Source organism: Paenisporosarcina sp. HGH0030 (genome assembly GCF_000411295.1).
In the GTDB taxonomy this organism is placed as follows: domain Bacteria; phylum Bacillota; class Bacilli; order Bacillales_A; family Planococcaceae; genus Paenisporosarcina.
Genome location: NZ_KE150421.1, coordinates 1381391 through 1407783, shown reverse-complemented (window position 1 = coordinate 1407783; position 26393 = coordinate 1381391). Strand labels below are relative to the sequence as shown.

General features: G+C 37.2%; 20 protein-coding genes, 1 pseudogene and 1 other annotated feature. Of the genes and pseudogenes, 18 read left to right on the top strand and 3 right to left on the bottom strand.

Annotation, left to right across the window (positions count from 1 at the left end; genetic code table 11):
* The first annotated feature begins 25 nt into the window (after window positions 1–25).
* The 9 genes and pseudogenes from HMPREF1210_RS06985 to HMPREF1210_RS06945 all read left to right on the top strand — a co-directional run bounded on the left by HMPREF1210_RS06985 (window position 26) and on the right by HMPREF1210_RS06945 (window position 13797).
* Window positions 26–522, top strand: a pseudogene (locus HMPREF1210_RS06985) (DUF2716 domain-containing protein).
* Between the two features lie 198 nt (window positions 523–720).
* Entirely contained in the window at window positions 721–1068 is a 348-nt protein-coding gene (locus HMPREF1210_RS06980; RefSeq protein WP_016427932.1) for a nuclear transport factor 2 family protein, read from the top strand.
* Between the two features lie 742 nt (window positions 1069–1810).
* Window positions 1811–4402, top strand: a complete 2592-nt coding sequence (locus HMPREF1210_RS06975; RefSeq protein ID WP_016427931.1) for a carbohydrate-binding protein — start codon at window positions 1811–1813, stop codon at window positions 4400–4402.
* 632 nt (window positions 4403–5034) lie between these two features.
* Entirely contained in the window at window positions 5035–6957 is a 1923-nt protein-coding gene (shc, locus tag HMPREF1210_RS06970) for a squalene--hopene cyclase (protein ID WP_016427930.1), read from the top strand.
* Window positions 6958–7608: 651 nt separating this feature from the next.
* Window positions 7609–7844 (top strand) — a binding site (T-box leader).
* 60 nt (window positions 7845–7904) lie between these two features.
* Window positions 7905–9254: an amino acid permease gene (locus HMPREF1210_RS06965; RefSeq protein WP_016427929.1), complete on the top strand. Its 1350-nt coding sequence runs from the start codon at window positions 7905–7907 to the stop codon at window positions 9252–9254.
* 149 nt (window positions 9255–9403) lie between these two features.
* Entirely contained in the window at window positions 9404–9679 is a 276-nt protein-coding gene (locus HMPREF1210_RS06960; RefSeq protein ID WP_016427928.1) for a hypothetical protein, read from the top strand.
* A 380-nt stretch (window positions 9680–10059) separates the two neighbouring features.
* A complete protein-coding gene (locus HMPREF1210_RS06955; RefSeq protein WP_016427927.1) occupies window positions 10060–10860 on the top strand; it encodes a Cof-type HAD-IIB family hydrolase in 801 nt (266 codons plus the stop codon).
* Between the two features lie 463 nt (window positions 10861–11323).
* Entirely contained in the window at window positions 11324–12208 is an 885-nt protein-coding gene (locus HMPREF1210_RS06950) for an ABC transporter ATP-binding protein (protein ID WP_016427926.1), read from the top strand.
* The gene (locus tag HMPREF1210_RS06945; RefSeq protein ID WP_016427925.1) at window positions 12205–13797 is read left to right on the top strand and encodes an ABC transporter permease; all 1593 of its coding nucleotides are present in this window, start codon (window positions 12205–12207) and stop codon (window positions 13795–13797) included. The genes HMPREF1210_RS06950 and HMPREF1210_RS06945 overlap by 4 nt, the downstream gene beginning before the upstream one ends.
* 933 nt (window positions 13798–14730) lie before the next feature.
* On the opposite strand, the gene HMPREF1210_RS18000 is transcribed toward HMPREF1210_RS06945, so the two are convergent.
* A complete protein-coding gene (locus HMPREF1210_RS18000) occupies window positions 14731–14883 on the bottom strand; it encodes a hypothetical protein (RefSeq protein WP_016427923.1) in 153 nt (50 codons plus the stop codon).
* 921 nt (window positions 14884–15804) lie between these two features.
* Between HMPREF1210_RS18000 and HMPREF1210_RS18365 the strand changes: the two genes are divergently transcribed.
* Window positions 15805–16260 carry a hypothetical protein gene (locus tag HMPREF1210_RS18365; protein ID WP_016427921.1) on the top strand — a complete coding sequence of 152 codons (456 nt, stop codon included), beginning with the start codon at window positions 15805–15807 and terminating at the stop codon, window positions 16258–16260.
* Between the two features lie 151 nt (window positions 16261–16411).
* On the opposite strand, the gene HMPREF1210_RS06930 is transcribed toward HMPREF1210_RS18365, so the two are convergent.
* A complete protein-coding gene (locus tag HMPREF1210_RS06930) occupies window positions 16412–16597 on the bottom strand; it encodes a hypothetical protein (protein ID WP_016427920.1) in 186 nt (61 codons plus the stop codon).
* Window positions 16598–16904: 307 nt separating this feature from the next.
* Between HMPREF1210_RS06930 and HMPREF1210_RS06925 the strand changes: the two genes are divergently transcribed.
* Both HMPREF1210_RS06925 and HMPREF1210_RS18485 read left to right on the top strand, forming a co-directional pair.
* Window positions 16905–17414, top strand: a complete 510-nt coding sequence (locus HMPREF1210_RS06925) for a DinB family protein (RefSeq protein WP_016427919.1) — start codon at window positions 16905–16907, stop codon at window positions 17412–17414.
* A gap of 211 nt (window positions 17415–17625) precedes the next feature.
* The gene (locus HMPREF1210_RS18485) at window positions 17626–17757 is read left to right on the top strand and encodes a hypothetical protein (protein ID WP_255349282.1); all 132 of its coding nucleotides are present in this window, start codon (window positions 17626–17628) and stop codon (window positions 17755–17757) included.
* Window positions 17758–17933: 176 nt separating this feature from the next.
* Here HMPREF1210_RS18485 and HMPREF1210_RS06920 read toward each other — a convergent pair whose 3' ends face one another.
* On the bottom strand, window positions 17934–18659 hold the full coding sequence (locus HMPREF1210_RS06920; RefSeq protein WP_016427918.1) for a polysaccharide deacetylase family protein: 726 nt from the start codon (window positions 18657–18659) through the stop codon (window positions 17934–17936).
* A 625-nt stretch (window positions 18660–19284) separates the two neighbouring features.
* On the opposite strand from HMPREF1210_RS06920, the gene HMPREF1210_RS17585 reads away from it, so the two are divergent.
* The 6 genes from HMPREF1210_RS17585 (at window position 19285) to HMPREF1210_RS06895 (ending at window position 25788) form a co-directional block, all read left to right on the top strand.
* Window positions 19285–19653 (top strand): DUF4304 domain-containing protein, encoded by a 369-nt coding sequence (locus tag HMPREF1210_RS17585; protein ID WP_196930501.1) that lies wholly within the window; start codon window positions 19285–19287, stop codon window positions 19651–19653.
* Between the two features lie 78 nt (window positions 19654–19731).
* On the top strand, window positions 19732–19941 hold the full coding sequence (locus HMPREF1210_RS06910; protein ID WP_016427916.1) for a hypothetical protein: 210 nt from the start codon (window positions 19732–19734) through the stop codon (window positions 19939–19941).
* A gap of 96 nt (window positions 19942–20037) precedes the next feature.
* Entirely contained in the window at window positions 20038–20439 is a 402-nt protein-coding gene (locus HMPREF1210_RS06905) for a DUF4181 domain-containing protein (protein ID WP_016427915.1), read from the top strand.
* 694 nt (window positions 20440–21133) lie between these two features.
* Window positions 21134–24394, top strand: coding sequence for a LamG-like jellyroll fold domain-containing protein (locus tag HMPREF1210_RS06900; protein ID WP_016427914.1), 3261 nt, complete (start codon window positions 21134–21136; stop codon window positions 24392–24394).
* Between the two features lie 17 nt (window positions 24395–24411).
* Window positions 24412–24579 carry an Ig-like domain-containing protein gene (locus HMPREF1210_RS18620; RefSeq protein WP_196930500.1) on the top strand — a complete coding sequence of 56 codons (168 nt, stop codon included), beginning with the start codon at window positions 24412–24414 and terminating at the stop codon, window positions 24577–24579.
* A 141-nt stretch (window positions 24580–24720) separates the two neighbouring features.
* Window positions 24721–25788 carry a HupE/UreJ family protein gene (locus HMPREF1210_RS06895; protein WP_016427913.1) on the top strand — a complete coding sequence of 356 codons (1068 nt, stop codon included), beginning with the start codon at window positions 24721–24723 and terminating at the stop codon, window positions 25786–25788.
* Window positions 25789–26393: the final 605 nt, after the last annotated feature.

Here is a 26393-nt window from a genome sequence, read left to right as displayed (position 1 = left end):
AAGCATCGTAAAGGTGGCTATTCAAATGGAAAATTGGATTGAATTATCCGCATTAGAATAGAAAGAGGTATGGGATAGGATTATGATGAATTTAATTTTGAACCATGCATATCAAACTTCCCATCTTTTGAAGTTCCAAATCTATTTATCACCTATGATGTATCTCCGTATTTAAATTGGTCCGGAAATTCAGATACTTATGATGAGATTTATAATGACCTGGAGGATAAGTCATTGCTTGTTTTTCAAGAACTCGTACAGAAGAATGAATATATGTATGCCGTAGATTGGCAGTTTCCAGGTTATTGGGTAAATCCCCGTTTGGAGTTTCCAAAAAGTGAGTTTGATGAATGGACATTACCTATTTTTCCAAACGGTGATTATTACTTTTTTATTCACAACAATTTTGAATGGGGATTATTGGGACACCCGTGGGAAGAGACCCTCACTATTTTTGGGGAAAAATTGATAAAAGGTTTTGAAAAACATCAACCAAGAATGTTTCAAAAGATATTACGTTAGGGATAATTCAGACCTTGTTAAACTAACGGGACAGGTTAGTTGAAGAAGCGTAGTATGGTTGAACTGTGCGACACATCTTGTTCGAACTTGTGCAGTACCTATTTGGTGCAAATTAGAAATTAATAATATAATCTAGAATTGAAGGTAAAATCTTCCACTTTAAATGGTTTTTAATACCAAAGAAAGGAGGAACATTAAATGACTGAGAAGATCCAAGTAGTACTTGAGTCTCTTAAAGCCTATAATTCAGGAGAACTAGAACTATTCAAGAGCTATTATGATGACTCTTGTACTTTCCGTTATGCATCTACCGACAAAATATTAACAATGGAAGAAGTATTTAAGTTTTATGAATCTGCTTTCCAAGCATCACCTAACGCACACTGTGAAGTTGTAAATATTACGTGTGTAGGTGATTTCGTGTCAGTACATGAGCGATTCACTGGAATCATAGACTCTAATGGTGAAGAAACAATCCCTGAGACTATAGCTGTTTACAAAATTCATAATCAGAAAATAATAGAATTACGACATCATTTTGCATAACGTATGATACCAAGACTCATTTAGAGTTTTGGTATCAATTTTTTCAATACTTTTTCAAACTCCTATGAGAGAAGAGTAAATGCATCCTATCTTAGTAATCCTTTTAGTGCGTAGTTTAAGTCAACACTACAATAAGTCTTGTTCAACTAACGGGTGCTTTAGTTGAATAAGAAAAAAGAAAAAAGCTAACGTCTGAGAAAAGACGTTAGCTTTCTGTATTTACAGGTATGCTCCGCATGAACCCTTGAAATATATGGGTTTCAGGCGTTTCTTATTTTCATGTTTAGTTAAGGAAAGTGCATCTAACCGTAAACAAGTAGTAGTAACGAGTATTTAAATAGAACAGAAGATTTTAAAGCCATTGACATGTATAAGGAGGCAAGGGGATTGAATTATATTGTTATAACATAATATCAATATATCGGATATTACATAATGCTTACATTAGATTTACACTCTATTAATATTTATCGCTTACCATTAAGCAGAAAAGCAAATTTGATACTGTAGGGGGGCTTAAAATAATGTTCGGCCGTTTGTAAAAAAGTTGCACCGTTTATAAAAAAGATTGATTAGAATACAGTACATATTTTATAAGAACATTGATAAATCATGATTTATCAATGTTTTTTGATCGAACTTTATTCTGAAAATGTGGTCAACATGAGAGGATTAATGGATTTGATCAATCTTTTTTCAAAAAATAAACTACGTCGTATAAAAAAAATTAAGGGAGATGTTTATGGTTACCTTAACGAAGTTTAACAAGTCATTATTTTCATTTATCCTGATAGTTGGATTCCTGCTCAGCACCAGTGTTGGCTATATGCCGGTGCATGCAGCAAGCGATGCATATAGTCTGACAGAAGCAGAAAGCTTTAGTTCCAAGTCGGGTGCCTACCTAAAAGTCGAAGCTTGCCCAGATGGTGGACAATGTATAGGAGGTACTAATGACAACCAGTATTTAGCATATAACAATATTGACTTTGGTAGCGACGTTAATGGCGCTACGAAATTTAGTGCAAGACTTTCAGTTAAGGGATCAAATGCAGGGGGAAATATTGAAGTATGGATTGACGGTCCGACAAGCGCGAATGGTAAAAAAGTGGGGACACTTACTACCGCAGCTACCGCACCGGATAACTGGAATGTCTATAAAACTATGTCAACCGATATTACTGACGTTACAGGAATTCATGATGTATACCTTGTAGTAAAGGTAGCGGCGGGAAAAACATATGTAGCCAACCTCAACTGGTTTCAGTTTTCAAAGACATTGAAAAGCATTGAGCTTACAAAAACACCAGCAAAGACTGTATACCGTATTGGAGAGAGCCTTGATATCACGGGTATGGAAGTCACAGGCACCTATATTGACGGTTCGACTAGGGGGGAGGAAGTCAGAGCTTCCGACGTAAGCGGATTTAACAGTTCATCTGCAGTGGCAAGCCAGATACTAACCGTCACAGTACGCGGTAAGACAGTAACTTATCCAGTAGAAATAAAGCCGAAGGTACTAACAAGCATCACAGCACCTGCAGCGATTACTGGTGTAGTAAACGGAACAGCGCCTACACCGGTGGCCCTTGGATTGCCTAGCACAGTAGTACAGGTGACCGACGGCGGTAATTTGAATGCACCTGTAACCTGGAATATTGATGCATCAGGCTATGTTCCGTCCGTAAAAACCGAGCAGAGTTTCACGGTAAAGGGAACAGTAAATCTGCCAACAGGGGTTACAAATCCGGATAATGTAGCATTGTCAACAAGCATCAATGTTACGGTTCTTGCTTCAACAACACCTGACAGGGATACTAGTTATAAATTCAGCTTTATGTCCATTTCTGATACACATGCAAATGTACAAGGGGATATCGCCGATGTCAGACTTGACAATGCATTGCAGGAAGCAGTTAGCAATAATGTGCAATCCGTTAGCGTTGGTGGAGATCTTACTGAATATGGCACAGATGCACAATATAATACATTAATGAAAACAATGAACAAATATCCTCAACTTGATCGCAACTTGATTTTAGGGAACCATGATGTAAGGTGGATGGGAGGATTTGAAACCGCTAAAAACAGATTTTTGACACATACTGGTATGCCAGGTGTTTATTATGATAAGTGGATAAGCGGATACCACTTCATCTATTTGGCAACGGAGACTGATGATAAAGACAGTGCATATATATCGGATACCCAGATGAAGTGGTTAAGCGATAAGTTGGCGGAGAATGCAAGTAAAGACAAACCCATATTTCTCTTCCTTCATCAGCCACTAGATAATACTGTATATGAGGAATATCCTTGGGATCCTTATCAAAGCGATGAGGTACAGGATCAAAAGTTAAAGGACATAATTGGAAAATATCCTCAAAGCGTTTTCATAACGGGACATATACATTATCCTCTCACGTTACCGGGTACTTTCTATAACAAACAGTACTTTACAATGATGAGAGATGGAGCTATCAAGGATTCAGGTCAAGGCTTGATTTTAGATGTTTATGCCGACAGGGTGGTAATAAATGGAAGAGACTTCTCGAAAAAAAGTACGGTAACTACCTGGACCATAAATAATTACACTGCGGATGCACTTGCAGCAGATAAACAAGCGCCTACCGAACCAACCAATGTCTCAACGAAAGTAGTAACAGACAAGATGGCAATGCTGTCATGGGATGCAGCTACAGATAATTTTACGGGTAATGTAGGTGTTACAGGCTACGATATATATAATGGAAAAAAACTGATTGGATCTACAACAGGGCGTACGAACTTTAAAGTGACAGGGCTGAAGAAAAAAAAGACCTATCAATTTACTGTAAAAGCCAGGGATGCAGCAGGAAATGTTTCAGTGGCCAGTAGTCCATTAAAAGTTACCACTTTAGCTTTCGATCCAGCTTCGGTAAATTTGGTTCTGAATAAGGAGATTACAGCCAACGGAAGTGTGGTGGGATACGAACCGTCCAAGGCAGTAGATGGATCGGCTGAGAGCGGCCGAAAGTGGTCTTCCAATACGACCGGGGACAAATGGCTGATGGTCGATCTTGGAGGAAATTATGATATAAGCAGGTGGGTAGTAAAGCATGCTGGAGAAGGCGGAGATACCTTATCCCTGAATACAAAAAATTATAAGCTTCAGGGAAGTCTGGATGGAACTACCTGGACTGACCTAGATTCAGTAGAAGGAAACGTTTCGAACAGCACGGACAGGTATATAACGAAATCCACCGCAAGGTATGTAAGACTTTATATTACAACGCCGCAAAATTATGCGGAAACAGGAACAGCAAATATTTATGAATTTGAAGTCTATGGGCGGTAACGATTATGCTCTGCCGCATAGAGGAAGCGGATTCAAGCATGACTGAGTTTTTTACTAGCTAATTATTATAAAACGTAGTGACTTAGTTATTTAGGTAAAAGCAATTAACGGGTTCTGTTTTCGAGTACAAAAAATTAAATAGCACCAATTAGCAGTCATTTTCGTAACTGAATCTGACTGCTTCTTTTTGTGATATGACTGGAATTGGGGACAAAATATAAAAACGCTTTAATTTATACATTTTTTATATCCTAAGGAAATCTTGTATATTGTACCAGTTTAATTCTAGATAGAGATGGTTTTCAGGAATACCATAGTTTTGAACTAAGAGCCCAAATTCACATACGAATTGGGCTCTTTTAAAACGCCTTTATATCAGTATGGTGTTATAACTAAATTAAGAAATTGGTTTAGATATATAAATTCCAAACTTAATTCTCTTTAAAATTTTCTAAGTAGCGATAACCATCATTATCGCTACTTAGAAAAGAATGAAGTTGATTATTCCTACTTTCTAGGGATTATTGATTTGGATTCCGACTAAAGATACTTACTCACTTCCTCGCATTTTTTAAAAACTAAACGAATATGTTTAGTTGTATTGAATTTATGCTATAGGAAGGACGAATTTTGTGAACGGTACCCTATCAGACGAAATTAATCGAATTATAAGCATCTTGAAGAAGGATCAATCTGAAGTTGGAACTTGGGATTATCCTTTTGAAACAGGTATTACAACGGATGCCTATATGATTATTTTATTGCGTTCATTAACTATTGATGATGAAAAATTAATAAAGGAACTAGTAGATCGGATTTTAAGCGAACAACAAGATAGTGGGGCTTGGAAGCTGTTTTATGATGAAGAAGATGACGGTAATGTAGCTGCCACGATTGAAGCTTATTACGCCCTTCTATATTCCGGCTATTGTTCTCACGATGATGTACGAATGCAAGTAGCAAGACAGTTTATTTTATCAAATGGGGGAATAGACAAAAGTAATTTACTAACAAAAATTATGCTGGCAGTAACTGGGCAATTTTCATGGTCAAAAATTTTTACTGTCCCGACAGAATTTGTTTTACTACCACACTCATTCCCAATGAACTTTTTCGACTTTTCTGTCTTTGGTAGGGCAAATATCGCTCCACTCATGATTCTCGCTGATAAGAAATACATAATTAAAACAAATAAAAGTCCAAACATTTCAGATTTATATATTTTGAACCACAACCGGTGGGATGAAGAATATTTGTCAAGAATCCTCTCAAATGAATGGAGTCCTTTTCTTTTATCCATTCAAAAAAGAATTGAGGACCTAATTGGTTTGCCAAAGCAAATTGAGGAACTTGCAGTAGATAAGACAAAACAGTATATGCTGGAACGAATTGAACCAGATGGCACCTTATACAGTTACTTCAGTTCGACATTTCTGCTAATTTTCGCGTTGCTTTCCCTTGGATATAAGAAAGACCATCCCACAATCATTCATGCGGTAAACGGTTTAAAGTCTATGAAATGCCAAGTTGATGGGAAGACTCATATGCAATTCACCACAGCAACGGTATGGAATACAGCTTTAATTAGTTATGCCATGCAAGAAGCAGGCGTTTCCGAATTAGATCCCGTTATAAAAAAAGCAAACCAATTTTTATTAACACGACAGCATTATAAATATGGGGATTGGGTCATACACAGTCCACATAGTCTCCCAGGGGGATGGGGTTTCTCAAATGTAAATACAATGAACCCTGATATTGATGATACTACTGCATCCTTAAGGTCAATTTGCAAAACTGTCATTAAAAAACCCAAGGTCCATACATCTTGGGACAGAGGAATCAATTGGGTATTTTCAATGCAAAATGATGATGGAGGATGGCCATCATTCGAAAAAGGCGTGAATAAAAGCATTCTGTCTATGATTCCAATTGAAGATGCTGAATATTTACTTGCAGATCCATCAAGTGCAGATTTAACAGGAAGAACATTGGAATTTTTCGGGAAATTCACTAACTTAAAGAAGAGTCACGACTCTATAAAGTTAGGTGTAAATTGGCTATTCGATCATCAAGAACCGAATGGATCGTGGTATGGCAGATGGGGCATATGTTATATTTATGGTGCTTGGGCTGCTATAACCGGGCTTGTTGCAGCAGGTATATCATCGGACCATCCTTCTATTCTAAAATCAGTCAAATGGCTTCGTGATATTCAAAATTCGGATGGGGGATGGGGAGAGTCTTGTAAAAGTGACAAAATGAAGACGTACGTTCCATTGGGAGCCAGTACGTTAACTCATACAGCCTGGGCATTGGATGCGCTGATTGCTGCTGAAGACGAACTCACACCAGAAATAATATCCGGCATCAAATATATTTTAGAAAATAATGATAAAGATGACTGGACAACTTCTTATCCAAAAGGACAGGGAATGGCTGGCAGTTTCTATATTCATTATCATAGTTATCGATATATTTTCCCTCTAATTGCACTTGCGCATTATCAAAAAAAATTTCCGAATGAAAGCTTCTTAACTCTCAAGAACGAATAGGTATGAAAGGTAACATACTATACTACGGTGCAAACGGGATAGTTGATTATATAAATCAGTTGATTTTTAATGAAGATCTAATTTTATTGACTGAAGATGGAGGGTAATTTGAAGAATTTGCTAATCGCTCAATCGCTCAATATTTTACTGGATAATATTGGGTTAATAATCATGCTCATGAACAAGAGAAGATCGTCAAAGGCGGTCTTTTTTTAGTTGCCTAAAGTCCATGACGAATCATCCGACAGGGAAAAGCAAAACCGCCAAAAGCCGTCATATCAACGATGTATATTTTCTGTATAAATGATTGGCAAGGAAAAGAAGTGAGGAGTGACTCGTATTATCAGTGGGGATTATTATGAAAAAAACATTGAATATAAGATTGGTTATATTAATCAAATTTATTGAGGGGTTAATTGTGAACCCAGTCACGTTAATTGATTCACCTTCTGAATCCTTATTGCCACTCGTAACTCCCAGAGGATTAGGTATAATATTTTTTAGAAATAGTATTTTGTAGATTTATTTAGCTATTTCACCACATATTACCAAGAATGTTTCGTTAAAAATATTATTCTGAAATAATTATTGACAAATTCACTTCTAATCCGTATAGTATGGGATATTATAAAAAAAATCAGATATAGTTTTCAAAACACAAAGATCAGGAGTAGTAAAAGCTCATTATTCGGTAAAGAGAGCTGCGGGTTGGTGCAACGCAGTCCAATGATACTTTGAACTTGCCTAGGAGTGGTAAAGTGAAAGTTTAGATTTAATCTATTCTCTTATTTTAACGATTGACCTTCGTTACAAGGTTTTTAAAGCAGGGTTCGTAAAGAGCCAATAAGAGTGGTACCGCGGTAAGCTTAAGGCATATCGTCTCTTTCTTCATTTGATTGTGAAGGAAGAGACGATATGCCTTTTTTGATTTTTGGGGAGGTTAGGATATGGAAACCGACAAACAGAATTTACAGAGGACAATGACTTCAAGACATATTACGATGATGGCATTAGGCGGTGCCATTGGGGCAGGTTTATTTAAAGGAAGCAGTTCAGCCATTGATATGGCAGGACCATCCGTAATAATTGCTTACTTGATAGGGGGCATCATCCTATTATTCATCATGCAAGGTTTAGCTGAAATGGCAGTCAGCAATAGCGGTGCAAGAACATTTAGGGATCTTGTCCAATCTATTTTAGGAAAGTATCCTGCCTATTTCCTGGATTGGATCTATTGGAAAATGTGGGTATTGAACATCACCGCAGAATCAGTCGTTGCGGCTATTTTCATTCAATATTGGCTGCCTGAATATCCAATCTGGATACTGGCATTAGCTGTTTCGGTGTTAGTTACAGCGATCAACTTGCTATCGGTAAAGGTTTTTGCTGAAACGGAGTACTGGCTTGCTTTAATTAAAATTACCGTCATCATTGTGTTCATCATAGCTGGATTATTGTTACTGCTAGTGACTTTTGGTGATCATACAGCAATTGGTTTCTCTAACTTGACTGACCATGGTGGTTTTTTTCCGAATGGATCAACAGGTTTAATCACAGCGATGCTGGTGGTAATCTATTCATATGGTGGTACAGAAATTATTGGGGTAACATTGGCAGAAACGAAAGATCCCGAAAAAGTGGTTCCAAAAGCTGTTCGCAGTACATTGGTCAGGATTATTTCTTTCTATATCATTCCATTTTTCATCATCGTTAGTTTAATTCCTTGGAATGAAGTAAACGGGGTGCCTGAAAGTCCGTTTGTGATGGTCTTTCAAAAAATAGGGATTCCAGGTGCTGACCATATTATGAACGCCGTTGTTCTACTAGCGATTATTTCATCAATGAACTCTGGATTGTATGGTTCATCTCGCGTTCTGTATACACAAGCCATCGACGGTCGCATTCCGAAAATATTTTCACGTTTATCCAAGAAGAAAGTGCCTGTTTACGCAATATTAATGTGTACTTCCGCTTTATATGGTGGTGTACTGATTTCCTTATTTGCTGGAAGCAAGACCTTCGATTTCCTGATGGGATCACTGGGATATACCGTATTATTCATCTGGTTAATCATTGCCTTCGCTCATTTAAAATCACGTAAACAACAGTCTGGAAAAACAAGTGCCTATACAGTTAAATGGTTCCCATATACGACTTGGGCTGCGATCATCGCTTTAATTACGATCCTAATCGGAATCATTTTTACGACATCTATCATCGTAACGATCATTACACTTTGCATCTACATCTTTATTACCTTAACTTATGTATGGAAAAGACGCCTTAACAAAATCTAGAGACTTCCTCGATGTATTTTGTAGACTATATAATTTTGATCAGATTCTTTATGTTACCGAGTTATTGGTAAAATAGAATATAGAAAATCATTAAAAAAAATTTCACCATTTTTCTAGGAACTTTTTAGGGAAGGAAGTGCAACGCAGCTATGCAAAAAATGACCAGTGAACAAATGATTGAACTAATGAAAAACATGGATAATGGGGAACGAATTAAATACCTAGAGTGGCTATTTCATAACCATTTCGATTCAAGACCAACAGGTGATATGACTTTAGCAACAAAGAATCATATTGAGGATTCCATAGACAGGAATTTAACGGAAGAAGAAACTTTAATTATGAAGTTAGCTTATGATACTGGTTATAGTGTTGGGTGTAAAAACGGAACGGAACAGTTGTTAAAAAGTAAGGACGAGGACTGATACAAAAAAAGGCAAGGAATAAGTACAATTACTTAAACCCTGCCTTTTTTAAATCGTTTATAACTATCTCACGAATAACACCAAATCCCTATTGAAGAATCGATTTCCGAAATAATCAAACATTTTTATAAAAGTGAATAGCAATAAACAGGTGAAACCTCATATTTTGATCAAAATTTGTTCAAAATGCGAGGTTTATTTTTACCTGGAAAATTGAGTATTCTCGCTAAATATTAATCAATCGTTTTTCAAATATTACATACGCAGCTCTTTTTTCTTCTTGAATTAACGGGGCAGTTTAGTTGAACAAGAAGAGGGAAAATTTATTAGATAGAGAATATTAATTACTACCAAACTTGTAGAAAAAATTGGAGGTATTTATGAGAGTTTTAACGGATAGAAATAAAGTAGATGCGGTAGTATTGGATTTAGATGGTACATTATTAAATTCTGATAAGAAAGTAAGTAATAGAAATTTAGATTCAATAATAGAAATACATAAACTTGGAATACCAATCATAATTGCAACAGCAAGACCTCCAAGAACAGTAAAAGAGTTTCTTCCAAAGGAATTACATGAAGTAGCAATTATTGTTTTTTATAATGGTGCATTAATTATTAATAACCCCTTACAATTAAACGAACATTATTCTATCGATTCAACTTTAAATCAACAAATTATTGAATACTTAATTACCAATGAACCTGAACACTTATTTTCTATTGAAGTCAATGATACTTGGTACAGTTATAAAGATATTGATTATCGCTCATTTACTAAGGTTTCTGAGAATCCTGAAATTATTGAGATTGTTGAAATAAAATTAAAAAGCCCAACCAAAATACTTGTTTCAAACTTAAAGAATATAGAAGACTTTACTAAAAAGTTCGGTGATAAATTAGAAGTGATTAATACGGACTCGAATCAACTTACACAAATAATGAGATTAGGTATTTCAAAAGAATCTGCAATAGCAAATCTTGCTGAAAGATTAGAGTTTTCATTAGAAAAAACAATGGTTTTCGGTGATGATTTTAACGACTTAGGTTTATTTAAGCTATGTGGAATTCCAATAGCTATGGACAATTCGATTGACGAATTAAAAAGTATTGCAAAAGAAATTACAACTTCAAATGATGAAGATGGTGTAGCTAATATCCTGGAAAAGTTCTTCAACTAACGAGTGCTTTAGTTGAAGAAGAAAAGACTGTCATTTGACGGTCTTTTTTGTTTGTGCGCCCAGCATGGGCGTAGTATATAGGGTGTAAGTCCCGAACTACGAAGACAGAAGTAGTAGTTAGCTTAACGCAAGGGTGTCCATGGTGACTTGGAATCTATTTCTATAGGTATTAATTAGAACTCCTTGAATCTAGGGAGTTCTTTTTTCGTGATCAAATGCATACATTGTGGCGAATTACTGAGCTCCGTGGCGAGCAAATTTGGGCCATAAGTGATTTTTCGCATTAGTGATGACAAGCTGCCGCGAATCGCTTATTACGCATAGTGGGAAAGCAAAAAGTTTATTTTAAATAACGATTGCTTAAAAAGAACCTGCAGATTAAGATTTAAATAATCAAGTAGTTTTACCAATATTACCCATTACGGATTACGGATTTTTCATGAAGATAATCAGGAGGTAATTTATGGAGCTTATTATTGAAAGCGTGAGTAAAAAATATAAGGGGAATTTTTACGGGCTTCGTGACTTATCGCTGGAGATCAACACAGGCATTTTGGGATTGTTAGGTCCCAACGGTGTTGGGAAGTCTACATTGATGCGGATTTTATCAACAATTACTAAGCCTACCGAGGGTAAGGTGAGTTGGAACGGGATTGATATTACGAAAGATCCCAATTCTGTACGAGCCATATTAGGTTATTTGCCGCAAGATTTCGGCGTATATCCTCATTTAAATGCAGTTGAGTTTTTGGAGTATTTAGCGGCGATTAGAGGGTTGGATCATAAAATGGCAAGAAAGAGAATTGAAGAGTTACTTCATTTGGTCAATCTTTATGAGGTTCGCAAAAAACCGTTAAATAGTTTTTCAGGTGGTATGAAACAACGTGTAGGTATAGCTCAGGCCTTATTGAACGACCCCAAGCTATTAATCGTTGACGAGCCAACGGTTGGACTTGATCCAGAAGAACGTATTCGTTTCCGCAATCTATTATCTGAATTATCAGGCGACCGAATTATTATCCTATCAACCCATATCGTATCCGACATCGAGGCGACCGCAACAGATATTGCTATTGTTAATCAAGGACGGCTCGTGATACAGGCTGCTCCGAGCAGATTATTGGCAGCGGTGGAGGGAAAAGTATGGGAGTGGTTGATACCGAGTGATACTTGGATGGAAGTGCGCAAACAATTGTTAATCAGCAGCACCATTCAAAGCAGTGAAGGAGTGCGTGTGAGAGTCATCGCCGATATTCAGCCTTCAGCAGAAAGTCGCTTGGTGACACCGACTTTGGAGGATGCGTATTTGTATTACATTTCGGCAAATAAGCAGGAGGCGAAAGCATGACATCGCTTCGTATACTATTTCATATGATGAAAGCTGATTATTTAGAAAGGGTCCGTAGATACAGCTTTTTGATTACAGTACTAGTATCGATTTTTATTGTGTTTAAGTACATTCCTTCAAGTAATGACAATTATTTAACTTTATCGCTACACGGTATACGAGGCATATATAATTCCGCTTGGGTCGGCAGTGCAATAGCTGTATTAGCCTCAATGCTGTTAAGCCTACCAGCGTTTTTTCTCTTGAATAATGCGATTGAGCGAGATATGCAAACTGGGGTGGGACAAATAATAGCAACGACTCCAATTACCCGATGGATATACACCATGGGCAAAATGTGGAGTAACTTAGCTCTCTTGATGACTTATGTTGCTGTATTAATTGTATCTGCTATTGCCATGCAACTGATTAGAGGGGAAGCTTATACGATTGATTTGGTGAATCTATTGTTTCCATTTCTTTACTCTACATTGCCGACTATGGCTTTGGTGGCTTCAATTGCCATACTTTTTGAATCTGTACCATTGTTACGTAAGGGAATTGGCAATTTTATTTATTTTATTTTATGGGGCGTTTCTCTTAAATTTTCTACAACGGCGATTCATTCAAGCCAGGATATGCTCGGCCTTTCTCCGATCCTTAATAGGCTGTCGAGCGAGGCGAATGCGAGGCTTCCTCATAACGATGGGGGCCATATCTCTGGTATAAGTCCGTTGAAGGAAGATTTATTAACATACAACTGGAACGGTGTAAACTGGACTTTACAGATGTTTTTAGAACGTTATATTTGGTTAGCCGTGGCGGTAGTGATTGTAGTAGTGGCTTCAATCTTCTTTCATCGGTTTGATCTAACACGTTCATCCAAAATAAATATAAAAGGTAAACACAAAGAATTTAGAAAAGCTGAGCTACACATTAAGCCTGTGCTTAGGAATGACATTCAAATAAAGTTAACTCCTTATAATCATACACAAGGGCAATCCAGCTATATCAAGACATTAGCCATGGAACTGCGTCTCATGCTCAAAGGCTTACATTTTTGGTGGTACTTGATCGCATTAGTTTTAATCGTTCTAGGTTTATTGTTGGCAATAGATGACGTAATAAAGTTTGTTTTACCCTTTACCTGGGTTTGGCCAATTCTGATTTGGTCGTCAATGGGCACGAATGAAACGTATCATCGTACCCATCAATTGATTTTCACTGCCATGCATCCTGTTCGAAATCAATTTATTGTATTGTGGATGTCTGGAATTATCGTTGCTTATTTGACAGGCAGTGGGGCTATGATTCATTTTCTTGTCGCAGGTGAGTGGGAAAGCTTAACGACCATGGCAGTAGGCGGATTGTTTATTCCAACGCTGGCTATAGCTTTAGGTGTATGGTCGGGGAATGGAAAGCTATTCCAAGTGGTATTTATGTTAATGTGGTATCTGGGTCCCCTAAACAAATGGGGTATTATGGACTTTATAGGTACTACACAACAATCCCTTGACAGAGGTTACTATCGATATTATCTACTAGTCACATTGATTTTGTTATTGTTATCTGTAATTGGACGAGTGCGTCAAGTGAAAGCGTATAATTGAACTTCATAATATGCGAAAAGAACAACCATCCAAATAGGTTGTTCTTTTCTTTGAGATAAAAATTCGCATCTCGAGTGAAACGGTGAACCGTACCAAAAGTAAATGAGGTTTATAAAAAAAATTTGAGAAGGCTTTTTCTTCTGCGTTATTGTTAAAATCAGGAGTTCAATTACGAATAAAAAATTCATAATAATCATAAATGACGACGCATGTACGGAATACGCTTTCTATTATGGAGGATACGAGCAGCATCGAAGGTATCTGAATGTCAGGTTGCGTAATCGTGTCGAGGAACTGCTTGAGATGTATATAAATATGTAAAGTCCAACCACTGATTTGTGGAAGGGCTTGTTTATTTGCACCAAAAAAGAGAAGGCTCACACCATCTCTAATTTCTTCCTATTCAATTCCTCAAACAACTTTGATATTGACCAGATTGAAATCCCCGAAAAACTTTAGTTAGAGTTGAAAAATGAATATTTCTTGTTCAACTAACGGGTGCTTAGTTGAAGATTCGATTTCCGAAATCATCAAATATTTTTATAAAAGTGAATAGCAATAAACAGGTAAAACCTTGTATTTTGATCAAACTTTGTTCAAAATACGAGGTTTATTTATTCAAAGGTTACATTGACGCCATCTAATTTAATTGTTGGTGGTTTGTTTAAGCCAATTATTTCAATTGATATTGTTTTGAATTCATTCGCCATCCTTCAACCCTCCACAATCATATTTACTATTTAACCGATAGCTCGAAGATAATAGATCACTCTCCATTTCTCGAATTTAACTTAGAGTATTGCAAGAATGACCACCGACCTTAATGAGCTAGAAAAAGCACCCACAATTTGTGAGCGCCTAAATGCTTCAATTTCTTTTTCAAGAAAATAAAAAGCACCTCCGAAGAGATGCTTTAGTTCACATAATAAGTATTCACGGATAGTAGCAATGTCCATTATTAGTACAGATAGGCTTAGGACCATTACCTTCGTGATCGTCCATGGCACTTGCTCCCGTAGCAAAAGATAAACTCAATAGTAATAGAAATCCTGTAGCTACTGACAATAATCTCTTTTTCTTTTTCATAATTTCCAGCCTCCATTTTTTTACCATTATTGTGTCACATTTGTTATATTCTACAATATTTTCTAAATTCCTTTTTATTTATTAGAATTTTTAAACTTTTCTAAAGTAAACTTAGACAGTAGTCAATCCTTAATTAATCGTGAATGAACGTATTCATATTGGATATACTTTTAAAGATATTCTAATCAAAAATCGAACTGATGAATATATAACACTGTGAATTACTTCTTCAGTTCGATTTTTTTATAAAATAACATACTGCAATCTACTTTTTAGCAACTCAAATTCTTACTCAAGAAAAACTAAAACTTCAAAGCTACCGCATAATAAAAAGCGAGTAGAAGAAAATTTCCTCTTACTCGCCTGTCTTAAAATTGATTGGAAATTTTAATGAGTGGTAGCAGCTACTTCCTTAATTCCTAATTTTTCTTGTAATATTTCGAGTTCTTTTTTCGCTTCTTCACTCAATTCTTCTTTTTCAGGTACAATTTTCTAACCCTAATTCAACTGCCTCAATTTTATCTAGCAATTCTTTACCTTATTTGTGAATCCACGACCATAACGATTGCATTAGGCTTTATTTTGTTGCTTATAAAGATAAGAATAACATGGAAGAAAAGGATATTTGGAGTAAGATCTGCTCTTGTATGAACTCGTTAACCGTTGTTTTAGGAGTAAGAGTGCTAATGCAGGGAGAGAAACTATGGAGGCTTATGAGATTGCTATGTACATGGTAGAATGTCAGCCTGAGGTCTTGGAAAGGATGTACAGTGTAACAGTAAGTAAACAGTTGGGAGAGCTGAGGTTATATGCTGGCTCTCCTTTTTTCAACTTTTTAGAATTACAGTATACTGGAATACATTTACAAATAATTAATATCATTGTATATTTTTAGAAGGATAACAAAATGGAGGGTAAAAGATGGCTTTAACTGATGAACAGTTTGACTTGCTACTGGAAGATGAAGAACTTGAGAAATACATTAAAGAGTATCAAGATTATAAGATGACCTATAGAGATTGTAAAGCTAAGAGGGATAATATATATAAGAGGCATGGCATAGAGGTTGAAAATATACCTATTAACCATCAGGAAAGAATGGAAAAACTTGAGGAGCTATTGGATGAGGGATATATTGATAAAGCCAATTATGAAAAAAAATTAAAAAGGATAGAGCAGGATATAAAGGATGATAGTTACAGTTTAGAAAAGAAAAAACAGTTAGGTATAGAGATTGATGGCTGTGTATTTGCTGATAATGGAGATATTGACCTAGATGATTTCCTTGATAAATTCATTGAGTTTGTGGAGTCCAATGGATGGCATTATGGTGGAGGTACAAATCAGGTGGATGAGGATGGTAACAACATAAAGTAGGAAATTGGAGCTGTGCTGATGCTGGGCTCTTTTTTTGTCTATTTTTAGCTCAGCCTGTCACAGTCTGTAGTTCCTCTCTAAATACAGCTCTGTAAGAAACATTACAGACAGGAGTTATGGGATTGGTCATAAAGTAATTTACCGCCAGCAGTTAAATGATCAATAGACCCTTTTCGATGCGGATTTCCTGGATTCGCAATTGCTTCTCGAATATATTCTTTGAATTTATCTGTATTTTTTCCCAATATTTCTCACATAATTTTTGAACAGCATTTAAATGTTCTTGAACTGTTTGTATGTCTCCATCTTTTTCACGTATATGTGCAATATACTTCATAATTAACCCCTTTTAAGATTGAAAATTCAAACATTAATATCCGGACATTTTCGTCAAAAATGATTATATTTGAATAAAGATAGCACTGCTGAGTTGTAGTTTTGAAATAAAGTTGTGTTTATCCGAGCAGGATTAACGCTTATTGAACTAACGGGGCAGGTTAGTGGAATAAAAAGTGAATTAATCCATTATTATCTGTATTATGTTAACTGCATAAATCAGTTGTACAGATAATGAAGGAAATATCTTCTTACTGTCGAATATTTGCCTAGAACCATAATTAACTATTCCGATGAGGAGGATTCTTGTGCGTCCACGACCATTATTTATTGAAAATCCAGAGCATGCTAGGTTTGTTAGTCTTGTGCCAGATGGAGATATTGAAGAAATACTTAGTAAGCAACGAACTAAGACCATTACCCTCTTAAGCAGCGTATCAGAGGAGGCAGCAAGGAAGTCGTACGCTCCAGGGAAATGGACTTTAAAAGAAGTGATTGGGCATATGACCGACTCGGAACGTGTGATGTCGTATCGAATGCTTGCCATTGCACGAAATGAAAGTGCACCACTCCCAGCAATGGATCAGGATCAATACGTTGCTGCGGCAAACTTCAACAAATTATCCTGGGAGCAGTTACTAGCTGGTTTTGACACAGTACGCTCCAACACGTTAAGTCTTATTTCAACCATTGATGATGCAGCGTGGGTTCGTAATGGAACTGTAATGAACAGCCCAGTTTCGATAGGTACCATTGCATATGGTATTGCCGGGCACGAGTTACACCATATGAAAGTGATTAGTGATAAATACTTATAAGTCTTTTTCTATTAATGAAAAAACCTAATTTTTCAGCATTAAATGAGAAATTAGGTTTTTTAATATTGAAACTTCCTTAACGTTGTAAATCTGCATTTTCCTGACGCTACCCCTTATAGCGAATTTACTATAGTTTCAATCAGAACTAAGGAGATAATTTATGTTGGATTTAGAAAAACAAAAGAAAAAATCATTGCCTTAGATGAGTCAGATGCTAAAAAGCATTGAAATGATGACCGCCGCATATTTGGAAATGGCAAAAGACGGAAAAGATGACTTTACAAGCGATAAATATGTAGATGTACTAAAAGAGATGTATAAGAAAAAACATCAAGAGAATTAAATAAAACTTCTTATTCAACTAACGGGTGCTTTAGTTGAAGATCACCGGGCTGCTTAGGCAGCTTTTTTCTTATTGAACTAAAGGGGCAGGTTAGTTGAATAAGGGGAAAATCGGAAGGTTACCTATATAACCCTAATAACGTGGAAATTATGGAAAACCTTCTGCTTCAACCACTTTTATTCGTTATTTTTATACTCAATAAGTTCAGAAATAGTTACAAATTTGTACCCTTGTTTTTGAAGTTCAGGCAAAATCTCCTTAAGTGCTTTCACCGTCTGTTTACGATTACCGCCACCATCATGGAAAAGAATGATGTCGCCCTGTTTTGTAACATTCAATACTTTATTGACGATTTTTTTAACACCGGGGTTTTTCCAATCCTCTGTATCTTGATGCCATGACCACATTACAACTGTGTATCCTTTGTCCACAGCCAACTTTATCATGTCATCTGTATATTGCCCGCCAACAGGTCGAAACAACTTTGGGTAAGAACCCGTAATACTGTATATTGTTTCATTGGTCTGTTTTAATTCTTTCTCTAATTTTGTGATTGTTGTTTTTAAAGGATGTGTATATGTGTGATTTGCTATTTCATGCCCTTCATTGTGTACTCTTAATACAAGTTCCGGATATTTTTCTGCATTTTCTCCAATAATAAAGAAAGTAGCTTTAGCATCGTAATTAGCTAATAAATCTAAAACTTCAGCAGTATATTTTCGGTGGGGACCGTCGTCAAATGTAAGAGCTACTATTTTTTCTTCCGTTTTTATATCCCACACCACTTCCCCAGTTTGTTCGTAATGGCGACGTCCCTTATCAGCAAATACATTAAATCCAACATGGAAAATGGAACTTACAAGAATAATTGTAGATAACACTAAAACATACTTTCCCTTCAATTCTTCACTTCCCTAATCCAATTATTATCAAGTATCACATCCATTATATTTTTTACTTTAAGCAATAAATTATACCTTTTTAGCGCTCACTAAATTCGACCTGCTTAGGGCAATTTTGGTCGAACAATGTTTATCAAATCGCCAATTTCCTTTTACTTAGCATTAGAACTCAGAGTGATTATGAAAACACTTGAGGGGGACTTTTGTTGAAGAAATTACTGTGCTGTGACTAACAGGTTCTGTTTAGGTGCACAAAACATTAAAACACAACCGAAAAGGAATTATAAACCGCAATCATTTTTTACGGCGGAAATGCTTAGACATATAGAAAAATAAAGAGTCCGATTCATAAAAGAATCAGGACTCTTTTTAGTAATTGCTTACTTGTACCTCAAAACAGATCCGGTTACTCTGTGACGGTCTTTTATTATTTTGACCAACAAATGCTTGTTCATCTTTACCCTTCTTCAACTAACGGGTGCTTTAGTAAAAATCATTGGGCTGCTTAGGCAGCTTTTTTTCTTATTGAACTAACGGGGCAGGTTAGTTGAACAAATTAACCTGAGAAAGGAGAAAAAATGGAATCGAATCAAAGAAAAATGATGGATAATGCCTTAAAAAAATTGTGATACCGGCTTTAAGAAAACAAGAATTTAAAGGCTCGTTTCCTCACTTTAGACGGACAAATGAAAAGATTATAGATTTAATTACTATCCAATTCAACAGATTGGGTGGTTCATTTGGAGTTGAATTGGAAACGTGTCCAATAGAAGGTGTAACTATGAGTTGGGGAGAAAAAATCCCACCAAACAAAGCAACTACTCATCATCTAAACAATCGGTTTAGGTTAGGAGCAAAATCAGTTGATGAAGAAGGAATATGGTTTGATTTTGAGAATGCAAAAACAGAAGACGATTTTGAGGAAATAGCTTCAAGTGTTGTGGGTTTATTAAATACATCAGACCGTTTTTGGATTTCTATGTTGTTAAACTAACGGGGCAGTTTAGTTGAAGAAGGTGGGGAGCTTCTAATTGGTAAATTATGTTATAGTTTATTTATAAGGGGGGGAGTGATGAGAACTAAGATTTTTGAATGGATTGGTTTCATTATCGTTTGCGTCTCGATATATGCTAATGCATCTATTCGTGCAGATGGTACTAACACGGGGACAGGAATAAACTTAACAGTAATTGGGATGATTATGGGTGCAATTCTTACTTGTACTTTTTTCTATATTTGGAAGTTTGGAAATAAATGGGTACATAAGAAGTCGACAAATTAACCTGCTATTTTATTTAACTAACGAGTGCTTTAGTGGAAGATTCCTAAGTTACTTTTACAACTATAGAGTAGGTCATTTTAATAACGGGAGGATCATATGTTCTTGATAAAGTTGGCACTCTTTGTGTTGATAGTGTTTGGTTTAAATGTGGTAGTAAAGCTTCTTTTGAAAAAAGTACTTAAGATTGAAAAAGAAAAAAATTCCTTTTTTTCTTACAACCACATAAACAATCTGCACAGGAAAATTGATTGGGGTATCAGAATTACTTCTATTATCACAATTATAATTACCAATATATTGGTGATAGTTGAAAATTATCCAAATTACCTTTTACTAATACCAATTTTCTGCATTGGATTAGATTATCCTGTAAGAGCATTTTTTGAGAGGAAATATTCGCAGAACCCCAAACAATATATTCTAACTCTTAGCGAAGGGGTAATAATGTTACTTGCAATAGTAATAGTCATTCAATTTAATTTATTTATTACACAGTAAAACTGCTTAGTAGACAGTGTGGTTGCTAAGTCAGTAAGTAAGTCTTCCTCAACTAACGGGTGCTTTAGTTGAAGATTCGATTTCCGAAATAATCAAACATTTTTTTAAAAAGTGAATAGCAATAAACAGCTGAAACCTTGTATTTTGATCAAACTTTGTTCAAAATACGAGGTTTATTTTTTAACTAGAAATTGAGGATGCTCGCTAAATTTTAATCGAATTTTTTTAAAAGCTTCATAAAGTTTACTATAATTTGTTAAGACAATACCGGATTGTCTGACTAAAGAGGTGGCTTTAGGTTAAGACAATAGATAATTATATTAATATTTCGAATTATATGGTTATAACAACATATCAACATTACAAAATATTTACGTTGGATATACACTCTATTAAAATTTATCACTTACCATTAAGCAGTTAAGCAAATTTGATTCTGGAGGGGGTGGAAATCTTGTAGCAAGTGTTGTATAGGATCAATGCTTGCGAATTTAGCTCAAAAACTTTACGACGAGGGAGGGACAACAAGATTCGACGTTAACGGGGTTTCGCCTTCAAAACACGAATTTTTCCAGCTAAGTGATTAAGTAATATAAAATCCTGATTTTCAACCCCTCTAAGGGACCCCTTAACGGTCTAAGCAAGACGACAAACGGCATATTGAGTATTACAAGAAAAAACAGGAGGATTAATTATGCTATTTCTTAAAAGGCTAAAAAAGTCATTTCTATCACTCATGCTGGTGAATGTAGCCCTGATGGGTGTAGTAGGCAGTACTTCGGCAGAAAGCTCTGCAGCAGGGGTAGAAAACACTACGGAAGATCCTATCTTCAGCTTCATGTCAATGTCGGACACGCATAGCGATACGGGTAAAACGGCTAAAGCTGTAACGGATGCTAAAAATAATAATGTAAGTGCAATAGTTTTAGCCGGGGATATAACCAATCTCGGGGATAGCGGTGAATATGACGCCATAAGAAATGCTATCAATTCTGTAAAAGATCATCCGCCGGTATATTATGCAATGGGAAATCATGAATACGATTGGCAGCCGGATTTTAATGTAGCGAAGAACAGATTTATACAAAAGGCAGGAATACCAGAAGAGAAGGTGTATTACCACCGGGAAATACAAGAATATGATTTCATATTTTTAGGGTTTGATAAGAAACCGACCAATTACGCGTATATGTCCGACGAACAGTTAGCCTGGTTTGAAAGCAAGCTTGCTGAAAATGCTGTTCCGGACAAGCCGATTTTTGTGTTCACGCATAATCCTATTCACCAGACAGTATCCAAGTCATATTCTTCGGACAATTATAATGAAAATTTGGTACAGGAACAGAAGTTCAGAGATATCCTTGAAAAATATCCACAGGTTATTTTAACAACAGGACATCTTCACGACGATACTAAGATAGAAGGCAACATGTACACCAATGGATTCACTGCAGTAAGAGACGGTGCCGTTTTAAATAATCAAGCTATGATTGTTGATGTATATAAAGACAAGTTACATATAAAGGGAAGGGATGTAAATACACAAAAAACCATTTGGGAAGGTACTATGAGTCTGCACCCGAATACAACCGGCATGTATGAAGCCGAGGATAGTGTATTCGCATATGCAACCGCTGGCGACGACGTAAATCCGTCCGGCGGCAAGTACGTGAAAATGAACGATGGAAAAGCATATATCGAGTCGCTCAAGGTTGACGGAGGAGCTTCTGGCGGCAACAAAATATTGAAAATCAGGTATGCTACCGATGCTGCCAATGTTACCAAGGGAATATATGTAAATGGAGCCAAAGTACAGACGCTCAGCTTTCCGACTACCGGAAGCATGAGTTCGTATAACGAATTGGTGGTACCTGTTGAGCTGAATACGGGTCCAAATAACAAGATCGTCATAAAAAGCGATAGCAATGCAGCGGGTGTGCACATAGATAAATTCCAAATTATGGATAGTAACGATCCCAAAAGGATGTGGGGATTTAACGGCAATGGCAACGACAGTATCAAGAATGGGTTTAATGCAACTTTGCATGGAAGTGCTGCCTATGATAAGACGGATAAAATGGAAGGTTCCGCTTCACTCAGCCTGAACGGTGCAGACGATAATTATGCAAGTACAGATCTTGTATCCAATAAAAAGAACAATCTAACGCTAACAGCCTGGGTGAAGTGGAATGGTGCAACCTCAGGATCTCAACAAATATTGTCCAATGGTGATGGCTTTACCAATGGATATTCCATCGTGTTGGATCATGACCAAGGCGATAAGGTGTCCATTGCAATCAACGGGCAGACGATCCTTGGATCGCAGACTGCTTTGACGGCGGGCCAATGGACCAATATCACGGCGGCAAGAAGAAGCGGCACCTGGGAGCTTTATATCAATGGCAAGAGCACACCGGTAACCAATAATACAACAGCTCCTTATACGCCAACAACGGGAACGTATATCGGTGCAGACAGTAGAGGCCAACAAAGCTTCAATGGACGTATTGATGCAGTAAGGGTTTACAATCAAGCATTGTCTACAGATCAGATCATGGCAATTGCCAACGAGACTTCTAACGTTAAGTTGCAAAGCATCGAAATAACTAAACTGCCAACAAAGTTGAATTACCTGCAGGGAGATGGGCTTAATATAGACGGGCTGGTTGTGACAGGCACTTACAGCGATGGAACAACAAAAGTGGAAAACGTAACGGTTGATAATATTACCGGCTTTAAGTCCTTTCGTATAGGAAAAGTGCAACTGGCTGTGACTCTAGGTGGAAAGACAGCCAGCTTTAATGTAAATATTTTAGATGTATTGCCTGGTTCAGCATTGGTGCCAGGAAGGATAGAAAGTGCAAACTACAATTCGAAACAAGGTGCTGTACTTAGAAATCAACGGATTAATGATGGCGGACCCGCATGGCGAGTGGGTGCTATGGAAATAGGCGACTGGATGGAATATAACGTAGATGTGGCAAAATCGGGATTCTATCAATTAAATTACAAGGTGGCATCAAACGCGGGGTATACGGGAGAGGTTGAATTCCTGGTAGATGGAGTACCTCAAACGAGAACCTCAATCTCAACTGGGGGTCCGACCAACTATGTCATTAAATCCGAAACGGTCAGACTGAGTGAAGGCTCACATAAAATAAGGCTGAATGTAAATGCAGGTTTTTGGGTTTTTCGCTGGTTTGAATTGATAGAGATTCAAGAAAAAAAATTGAACAGCATCACAGTACCTGCTGACATAACAGAGGTGGCAATCGGAACGGCGAAGACAGCGGACGCCCTTGGATTGCCAAAGACAGTATCCTTGGATACCGATGCAGGCAGGGTGGATAATGCCAATGTGACATGGAATGTAGATGCTTCAAACTATGATCCCACTGCCACGACGGCGCAGACCTTCACTGTAAATGGAACTGTAACTTTGCCAACTGGGGTGGCAAATCCCAATAACGTGCCTTTAACAACAAGCATTAGAGTAACTGTTAATAAGATCCCAGCGTGGACCGCCGCAGTTACCGCTTCATCGTATTACGATGCCGCTCGTTCTCCCGACAAAGTGTTCGATGGCATCATAGGGCAATCGGGCGAATGGGCGTCAAAGGGAGAACAGAATCCATGGATCCAGGTGAATTGGACGTCGAATCAAACGATCAGCAAGATTACCTTCTATGATCGACCTTATTTAGCTGACTGGGCGCCCGGCGGAACGCTTACCTTTAGCGACGGAAGCACTGTGACGGTTTCAGGAATCCCGAATGACGGGAGCGCTTATTCTGTAACTTTCCCTGACAAGACGGTGACATGGGTCAAATTCCAGGTATCCGGTGGAAGCGGACCAAATGTCGGTTTGTCGGAAATGAAAATTTTAGCGCCAGTGCTTCCGGCTACGGAGATTAGCGTCCTTGAAACAGAAAGTGTAATACCGAAGACATCGTAGACTTCAAACCGGTTGCCGTGAATACGAACGTAGGAGAAATACCCGCACTTCCTGCTAAGGTTGAGGCCATATACAATGACGGAACAACAGGGGCAGTGAATATTGTATGGGAGGAAATCACAGCAGCATGTGCTGCGGGGCGCTCAATATTCATTGACACAATTACGATTCGCTCAATGGATTAGATTTAAACTTTGATGAAAAGAGGTCCCGCGGCAAAATATTTGCTGCGGGACGTTCTATATTAAGGCGCTCAATATTTATTGACACAATTACGATTCGCTCCGAGGGATTAGATTTTAACTTTGATGAAAAGAGGTCTCGCTTTGAAACTACGTGCATTCCTGTCCTTGTTCATAGTCACCTTAATATTTTGTGCGAATGCCAGCACTTCATTTGCCCATACCGACAAAAGTAGGGGTTACTCGAATTTAAACATTAAAGGGAAAACGATTGACTATGAACTTTTTCTTGATCAAATAGACATGCTGGAACAATTTGATACCAACAAGGATAAATATCTGGATAACGAGGAACTGTCCTCGCAGAAAGAAAGAATCGAATCGGTATTACAGAAAGATCTTCGTATAGATGTGGATTCGAAGCCCTTAACGATGGAAATGCTTTCGATGGAGTTGGCAGAAAAGGGTTCCACGATTGGCGTAATTTTTAAATTAAGGATAACCGCCGATGAAGCTATCGAACAATTTAATCTTCATTACAATCTGATGTTTGAAGATGCGCCTCTACATACGAATGTACTTTTGGTCCATTCAGGGGATTATTTCTATCAGAATATTCTTGATACCAAAAAAAAAGATGTTCAGATCACCATTGCTCAGCCTGAAAGTGAATCCGTCCTATGGAAATACTTTGTACTTGGAATCGAACACATTTTGACCGGGTTCGATCATATGCTGTTTTTGTTATCCTTAGTATTAATCGCATCTCGCTTCAAGGATGCGTTGAAAATTGTTACTGCTTTTACAATCGGCCACAGCATAACACTATTCTTGGTGGCCACCGACCGTATTCAGGTCAGTTCGCATTGGGTCGAAGTTTTTATAGCGCTGACCATCTGTTATGTGGCAGTGGAAAATATATTTGTTCAAAAGGTGAAATGGCGGTGGCTATTGACAGCCATATTTGGCCTGATTCACGGTATGGGTTTCGCCGGGGCTTTGACTGAAATAGGACTTCCAAAGAGCAATCTGATTGGCACACTCCTCTCATTTAATTTAGGAGTGGAAACGGGTCAGTTCATGGTATTGTGTCTATTACTGCCTCTCTTGAATTGGCTGCGCAGGTTCCCATGGTATCGTAAAATGATGATCTCAGCGTCTTGCCTTATTTTTGTTTTAGCATTTTATTGGTTGCTTCAACGTCTGCAGTAAACTATAAAATTGTAACTATATCTTTGGAGCAATATTGGAAAGATAAGACAAAGTATGAGCTAGTATGTAAAACGGAATTAAAAAATGAAGAGCCTGAATAGGCAGTATTTTATGTACTCCAATTAGCAGCGCAACTTGGAAATGAAATCTAATGTAGTTGGTCCTTTGACATACGAAGAAAACAATGTAGTGTTTGAAGGGTAATGCTCATCGCCTAAAATAGTAGGATAAAGTTGGTTCCACTTTAATATTGATAATTTTAAATAACCTTCTTCAACAAACGGGTGCTTTACTTCAATAAGGAATGAAGCCTTTTTTCTTATTGAACTATCGGAGCAGTTTTAGCTTTCGGTATTTACAGGTATGCTCCGCATGTATCGTTTTAACGCAAATAACCCACCATTCTTGTAACGCCCAAAACCCTTGATAGATAAAGGTTTTAGGCGTTTTTTGTTTAGGTGTTAAGGTTATAGAAAGAAGGATTAACGCATTTTTCGAACCATTCAGGAGGACCTACTGTTGTATCTGGATCAATGGCAAGATGAACAAACCAACTATCAGCTGCAGCACCATGCCAGTGTTTACATTTGGAAGTATTTCCACTA